General features: G+C 66.2%; 8 protein-coding genes (1 of these 8 running past the window's edge). 6 read left to right on the top strand and 2 right to left on the bottom strand.

The genetic code is table 11. The features are described 5' to 3' along the window. Positions 1 to 474: the final stretch of a serine/threonine-protein kinase gene (locus LAJ19_RS13120; RefSeq protein ID WP_225476194.1), read on the top strand. Its footprint begins 501 nt before the window's first position; the window shows 474 of its 975 coding nt (coding positions 502-975); the start codon falls outside the window, past its left edge; its stop codon occupies positions 472 to 474. Positions 475 to 477: 3 nt separating this feature from the next. Here the strand turns inward: LAJ19_RS13120 and LAJ19_RS13115 are convergent, their stop codons facing one another. Both LAJ19_RS13115 and LAJ19_RS13110 read right to left on the bottom strand, forming a co-directional pair. Then, a complete protein-coding gene (locus LAJ19_RS13115) occupies positions 478 to 1,434 on the bottom strand; it encodes a GNAT family N-acetyltransferase (protein ID WP_225476193.1) in 957 nt (318 codons plus the stop codon). Then, on the bottom strand, positions 1,431 to 1,925 hold the full coding sequence (locus LAJ19_RS13110; RefSeq protein ID WP_225476192.1) for a DinB family protein: 495 nt from the start codon (positions 1,923 to 1,925) through the stop codon (positions 1,431 to 1,433). The genes LAJ19_RS13115 and LAJ19_RS13110 overlap by 4 nt, the downstream gene beginning before the upstream one ends. A gap of 140 nt (positions 1,926 to 2,065) precedes the next feature. Between LAJ19_RS13110 and rpsF the strand changes: the two genes are divergently transcribed. From rpsF to rny, 5 genes are all read left to right on the top strand, one after another. Next, the gene (gene rpsF / locus LAJ19_RS13105) at positions 2,066 to 2,374 is read left to right on the top strand and encodes a 30S ribosomal protein S6 (protein ID WP_225476191.1); all 309 of its coding nucleotides are present in this window, start codon (positions 2,066 to 2,068) and stop codon (positions 2,372 to 2,374) included. 121 nt (positions 2,375 to 2,495) lie between these two features. Beyond that, positions 2,496 to 3,389, top strand: coding sequence for a single-stranded DNA-binding protein (locus LAJ19_RS13100; protein ID WP_225476190.1), 894 nt, complete (start codon positions 2,496 to 2,498; stop codon positions 3,387 to 3,389). 51 nt (positions 3,390 to 3,440) lie between these two features. After that, a complete protein-coding gene (gene rpsR, locus LAJ19_RS13095; RefSeq protein ID WP_046843750.1) occupies positions 3,441 to 3,716 on the top strand; it encodes a 30S ribosomal protein S18 in 276 nt (91 codons plus the stop codon). An 11-nt stretch (positions 3,717 to 3,727) separates the two neighbouring features. Next, the gene (gene rplI, locus LAJ19_RS13090) at positions 3,728 to 4,168 is read left to right on the top strand and encodes a 50S ribosomal protein L9 (protein WP_225476189.1); all 441 of its coding nucleotides are present in this window, start codon (positions 3,728 to 3,730) and stop codon (positions 4,166 to 4,168) included. Between the two features lie 227 nt (positions 4,169 to 4,395). Then, the gene (gene rny, locus LAJ19_RS13085) at positions 4,396 to 6,093 is read left to right on the top strand and encodes a ribonuclease Y (protein WP_225476188.1); all 1,698 of its coding nucleotides are present in this window, start codon (positions 4,396 to 4,398) and stop codon (positions 6,091 to 6,093) included. Positions 6,094 to 6,121: the final 28 nt, after the last annotated feature.

Below are 6,121 nucleotides of genomic sequence, written 5' to 3'. Positions count from 1 at the left end.
AGCCCGTATTACATGGCCCCGGAGATCTACCGCGGCGAGGGCAGCAGCAGCGCCAGTGACGTGTACAGCCTGGGCATCATGACGTATGAGCTGCTCACCGGTGAGCGGCCCTATCAGGGCAACACCTACGAGGAACTGATGGTGGCGCACATGACCCGCTTCCCGGCGTCGCTGACCATGCTGAAGCCCACGTTGTCCCGCTCTGTGGCCCGACTGGCGGAACTGGCACTGGCGAAGCGGGCCGGTGACCGCCCCACCGCAGACCAGCTTCGGCGGGCTCTGCTCAGCGCCCTGGGGGAGACGCCAGCGGACGAAGTGTACGAACCGGAACCAAAAACGGAGGTGGAGGTGACGCGTCCGGCCGGGCGTCACGGCCTGGTGCGCCCGGGCCCGGGCGTGACGCCGGACACGCCCACCGAACCAGACGGGAAAAGTGGTGCCCGCTGGAACCCCTTCCGCCGGCGCAAAAGCTGAGTCTCAGAGCGGGCGGCGCACTTCGAACCGGCCGTTGAGGTGCTTGAAGCCCAGCCGACGGTTCACGGCCAGCATGGGGGCGTTGCGGGCGTGATTGTTCGTCCGCATGGCGGCGTACCCCTCGGCGCGTGCGCGTTCCACAATCTGCAGTTTCAGGGGAAGAGCGAGTCCGCGGCCACGCGCGGCGGGGTGCATGGCGGTCAGTTCGTTGTACACGAAGGGCAGGCTTGGGAAGCGCACAAGGGCCGTGGTGCCCAGCCAGGTGCCGTCCGGGCCAACCGCCAGGATCAGCCAGTCCGGGCGCGGGTCGTGCGTCAGGCGCAGCATGGCCCGCACCTGGTCGGCCGACCAGCGCGGCTGGCCAGCCAGGTCCGGAGTTTCGATGAGCCGGTCGGCCACGAAGTGCAGGTAACGGTCCACAACCGTCTGGTCCGCTCCGCGGAGGTCAGTGAACGTAACGCCCTGCACCCGCGCACCTGCTAAGGATTCCTGAAAAGGTGCGGGGTCGAAGGCCGTCAGGTTCAGTTCGGAGGCGAAGCGGTGGGCATGCACCTGAAAGCCCCGGCGCTGCGCCCAGCTCAATGCACTGGGATCCGTATCGGGCACATCGGCGCTCAGCCCAAGGGCGCCAGCGTCCCGGGCGGCCTGATGAAGATCAGCCCACAGGATTTCTCCTGCGCCCTGCGCCCGGGCGGCCGGGTGAACCAGGACCGCGGCCTGCAGGTGATCTGGGGGCACAAAGGCGAAGGTCCGCACCTGCGATCCACCCAGGACGGTGCCGTCCTGGGTGACCAGCAGACGCCGGCGTAGCAGGTCAGCTGGGGGCCGCCGGGCGTCGCCGCTCAGGAGATCTCCGGCTGTGGTGGCGCGGCCACCCAGCGACTGCAGGGCAGCGAAGGCAGACGCGTCGGCAGGCGTGTAGGGCCGGAGGGTCCAGCCGCCTCTGACCTCTCGGCTCACTGTGCGCCCTTGAGAAGCTGACGGATGGCGCCCAGGTGGTAGGCGACGTGCGCGACCGCGCCGCTGAGGCCGCCCAATAGATCCTCAGTCAGCGGCTGGTCCCGTTGGGTTTCGACAAAGTGAAGAACCTCATTGTAGGCGGCACGCAGCCGGCGGCGTTGTTCGGTCCAGGCAGCCTCGTCGACCTGGGCCGGCTGGAAGCTGCCGGGCCAGTCAAAGGGGCCTCGGTCGCCGTCACGCTCCCAGCGGATGATAACCTCCAGGTGATAGGCAGTGTGCGCGGCGTGCGCAGCGATGGTTGTGCCCAGAACACTCTGGCTGGCCTGCGCGGCGCTCAGGTGGTCGAGGGTCGCCAGCAGGCCATGGTTGCCGCTGCCGTCGGCTTTGGTGCCGTCCACGAAGGCAGTCCCGTGACCAGGGCGGCCACCTTCGACCGCTTCGCGCAGCACGTCGAGGAGGCCCTGAACGGGTGGCGGGGCAGGTTCAGTCATGCCTCAGCGTAGAAGCTGTGATGCGGCGGCGCATACGCTGGCTGGCGACTGGCACTTGCGGGCTGGATCTGGTAACGTGGTGAGTTGCGCTGCCTGGCGAGGCCTGACCTTGGCCGTGGGCGGCAAGAAGGAGGTGAATCATGAACCAGTACGACCTGAACCTGATCCTGAACCCGAACCTCAGCGCTGAGCAGGTGGGCATCGAGAAGGACTACATCGAAACCACTGTGAAGAACGCGGGCGCGGAAATCAGCACCCTGGACGAGCTCGGCAACCGCCGTCTCGCCTACGCCGTGAACAAGGACCGCGAGGGCTATTACCTGATGTACACCATCAAGGCGGCCGGTAACCCTGAAAAGGACATCGCCACCACCCTGCGCCTGCGTGACCACGTGCGCCGCGTCCTGGTGGTCAAGGACCGCCCGGAGTGGAAGACCAAGAAAGCCTGATCCTTTTACGCCATTGACGTAAACGGTCGGGTTTGTTATCGTACGGTCAACCCGCAAGGGCCAAACCCGCCAGCCAGTCAGAAGCTCAAGTACTTTCGCCAGCAACAAAGGAGACCCAGTCATGGCCCGAGGCATGAACCACGTTTACCTGATCGGCGCACTCGCCCGCGATCCCGAACTGCGCTACACCCCCAGCGGCACCGCCGTGTTCGAAGCCACCATTGCCGGTGAAGATCACCTGATCGGCAACGACGGCCGGGAACGCAAACTCCCCTGGTACCACCGCGTCTCCATTCTCGGTAAACCTGCCGAGTGGCAGGCCGAACGCAACCTGAAAGGCGGCGACGCCGTGATGGTTGAAGGCAGCCTGGAGTACAGCCAGTGGGAAGCCCCTGAAGGCGGCAAACGCAGCATGGTCCGCGTGAAAGCCCTGCGCATGGAACAGCTCGGGTACACCCCCGAACTTGTTCAGGACGCCGGAGGCGGCGTTCGAATGGGCAGCGGCATGAACGAAGTCATTCTCATCGGGAACGTTACCCGCGACCCCGAACTGCGCTACACCCCCGCCGGCGACGCCGTGCTTGGACTCGGCCTGGCCGTGAACGAGACCTGGAACGACCGGCAAGGCCAGAAGCAGGAGAAGACCCACTGGATCGACGTAACACTGTGGCGCGACCTTGCCGAGAGCATGAAAGAACTCCGCAAGGGTGACCCTGTGCTCGTCCGGGGCCGACTGGTCAACGAAGCGTGGACCGACCGAGACGGTAACAAACGCAACAGCACCAAAATAGAGGCGACGCGAGTCGAAGCCCTGTCCCGAGGCGCAGGCACCGGTAGCCCTGCAGCCACCCCCGCCGGACCTCGCACGCAGACCGCGAGCAGTGCGGCGCGCTCCCAGAGCGGCGGCTACAGCCAGCCGAGCCGGGCAGCGAACACGGGGACCCGTTCGGGCGGCTTAGATATTGACCAAGGTCTCGACGATTTCCCACCGGATGAAGAAGACCTGCCGTTCTGAAGTCCTCCCCCTTTCATGGGGACCCGGAACGCAGATTTCAAGGACTAACACATGACCCAGACCAACAGCGCCGAGCGCAAGCCGCGCGGCAAGGGACCCAAGCGTCCCCGCAAGCCCAAGGTCGATCCGTTCTCCATCGGGGAACTGGAAATCACCGACTACAAAGACGTGAAGATGCTGCGCCGTTTCGTGAGTGATACGGGCAAGATCCTTCCTCGCCGCCGCACGGGCCTCTCGGCCAAGCACCAGCGCCGCATTGCGCAGACGATCAAGATCGCCCGCCAGCTGGCCCTGCTGCCCTACACCGAGAAGCTCGTCCGGAAATAAGGAGAATAACGATGCAGGTCATTCTTCTTGAACCCGGCAAGCTCGGCAAAACCGGCGATATCGTCAGCGTCAAGGACGGCTACGCCCGCAACTGGCTGATTCCTCAGGGCATCGCCGCCCCCGCCACCACGAGCAACATGAAAAGCCTCGAAGCCCGCGTCCGCTCGCGCCAGAAAACCCTGGCCGCCGAGAAGGCCAGCGCCGAGGACCTCGCCAGCCGCCTGAACGGCGTCGCCGTGGAACTCAGCGTCCGCGCCGGCGAAGGCAAGATCTACGGCGCCGTGACCCACGCCGACGTGGCCGGCGCGCTCGACACCCTGGGCTTCGACGTGGACAAGCGCCGCATCGACATGCCGAAGACCGTCAAGGAAATCGGCGAGTACGACATCGCCTACCGCGCCCACCCCGAAGTCACCATCCCCATGAAACTCGTGGTGCACGCCGCGAAGTAAATCCAATGAGGATGCCGGCACCCCCGCCCCCGTGGCGGGGGTGTTCTGCTGTGTGACGCGCCGGGCCTCCGCACGCGGTCCCTGCCCTTCCCGGCGACCTTTCCCGCTACACTTGGGGCGAACGTCCCCGACACACTCACCATGGACGTTCACACCCAGTTCTCCACCTCGGGGCGCGGGCCATTGACAGGGCGCGGGCCTCATACAACACACCGAAAGGAGCCCTCATGACGATCATCTGGATCATTGTGGCGCTGCTGCTCGGGTTGGTCGGGGGGTTCCTGGCGGGGCAGTCACGCGGCGCGCAGCAGCGGGCCGAGGTCGATGACCGGCTCCAGCAGGAGGCCCGCACTGAAGCGGACCGCATCCGCGCGCAGGCAGAAGCCGACGCGCGCACCCTGCGGGCAGAGGCCGACCAGGCCAGGCAGGACGCCAGCCGAAGAACCCAGGACGCCGCCGAACGCGAAGCGCAGCTTCACGTTCACCTCGCCCAGCTTGACGGCCAGCGTGAGCAGATCGCCACGCTCCGTGCCCAGCTCGATGCCGAGCGCGCCCAGACCAAGCAGGACGCGCAGCGCGAACGCGAAGCCCTCGCCTCCGACCGGCAGGAAACCAGGCGGGAGAGAGACGAACTCAAACGCGAAATCGAACGCCTCAACCGGCGCGCCGAGCAGCTCGACGCCCGGGGCGAGAAACTCGACGCCCTGGAAGAACGCCTTGAGGACCGCGCCCGCCTGATGACCGAGCAGGAAGCCGACCTCACGGCCCGCGCCCACCAGGCGGACCTCAAACTCTACGAAATCGCCAGCCTGTCCCCAGAAGCGGCGCGTGCTGAAATTCTCGGCCGGCTGGACGCCGAGCTTGAAGAAGAGAAGGCGGTGCGCGTAAAAGCGATGCAGGAACGCGCCTCTGCCGAAGCCAAACGCTCCGCGCGGCACGTGATTGCCCAGGCCATTCAGCGCAGCGCCTCCGAAACCAGCGCCGCCCTGAGCGTCTCAGTGGTGCCCATTCCCAACGACGCCATGAAAGGCCGGCTGATCGGCCGCGAGGGCCGCAACATCCGCGCCTTCGAAGCGCTTACCGGCGTGGACCTGATCATCGACGACACCCCTGAAGCCGTGATTCTCTCCTCGTTCAACCCCGTGCGGCGCGAGGTGGCCCGGCACGTGCTGGACGCCCTGGTGGCCGACGGCCGCATCCACCCCACCCGCATTGAGGAGATGGTGCACAAGGCGCAGGAGGAGATGAAGGTCTTCATGCACGCCCAGGGGGAGGAAGCCGCCATCGAGGCCGGCGTGGTCGGCATCAAACCGGGCCTGGTGCAGTTGCTGGGCCGCATGTACTTCCGTACCAGCTACGGTCAGAACGTCCTGAAGCACTCCATTCAGGTGGCGCACCTGACCGGCATCATGGCCGGCGAACTGGGCCTGGACGCCGCCATGGCCCGCCGCGCCGGTTTGATGCACGACGTGGGCAAGAGCATCGACCGCGAAATTGATGGCACACACGTGGAAATCGGAATCAACCTCGCCCGGCGTTTCGGAGAGCCGGTCGAAGTGATTGACGCGATCGCCCATCACCACGACCCTGAAAACGGCGAGACGCTGTACTCCGTGCTGGTCGCGGCGGCAGACGCCATCAGTGCCGCGCGGCCCGGGGCGCGGCGCGAGGAGCTGGAATCCTACGTGCGCCGGCTGGAACAGCTGGAACAGATTGCCGTGTCCTTCCCTGGCGTGCAGCAGGCGTACGCCATTCAGGCTGGGCGGGAGGTGCGCGTGATTGTGCAGCCGGACAAGGTCACAGACGCCCAGGCCACGCTGCTGGCACGTGAAATTGCCGGACGCGTGGAGCAGGACATGGAATACCCCGGGCAGGTGCAGGTGACCGTGGTCCGTGAGAGCCGCGCTGTGGAAGTCGCCCGGTAAAGCGGCAAGGCACCTGAAGAGGCCGGAG

Origin of the sequence: Deinococcus taeanensis (genome assembly GCF_020229735.1) — a bacterium.
GTDB lineage: Bacteria > Deinococcota > Deinococci > Deinococcales > Deinococcaceae > Deinococcus > Deinococcus taeanensis.
The sequence above is the reverse complement of the archived record's forward strand: the minus strand, read 5'-3'. Positions and strand labels throughout refer to the sequence as shown.

What these genes read in the sequence shown, in the direction of transcription:
- LAJ19_RS13110 (WP_225476192.1), bottom strand. Translation starts at nt 1,925, where the DNA reads ATGACTGAACCTGCCCCGCCACCCGTTCAGGGCCTCCTCGACGTGCTG.
- rpsF (WP_225476191.1), top strand. Translation starts at nt 2,066, where the DNA reads ATGAACCAGTACGACCTGAACCTGATCCTGAACCCGAACCTCAGCGCT.
- LAJ19_RS13100 (WP_225476190.1), top strand. Translation starts at nt 2,496, where the DNA reads ATGGCCCGAGGCATGAACCACGTTTACCTGATCGGCGCACTCGCCCGC.
- rpsR (WP_046843750.1), top strand. Translation starts at nt 3,441, where the DNA reads ATGACCCAGACCAACAGCGCCGAGCGCAAGCCGCGCGGCAAGGGACCC.
- rplI (WP_225476189.1), top strand. Translation starts at nt 3,728, where the DNA reads ATGCAGGTCATTCTTCTTGAACCCGGCAAGCTCGGCAAAACCGGCGAT.
- rny (WP_225476188.1), top strand. Translation starts at nt 4,396, where the DNA reads ATGACGATCATCTGGATCATTGTGGCGCTGCTGCTCGGGTTGGTCGGG.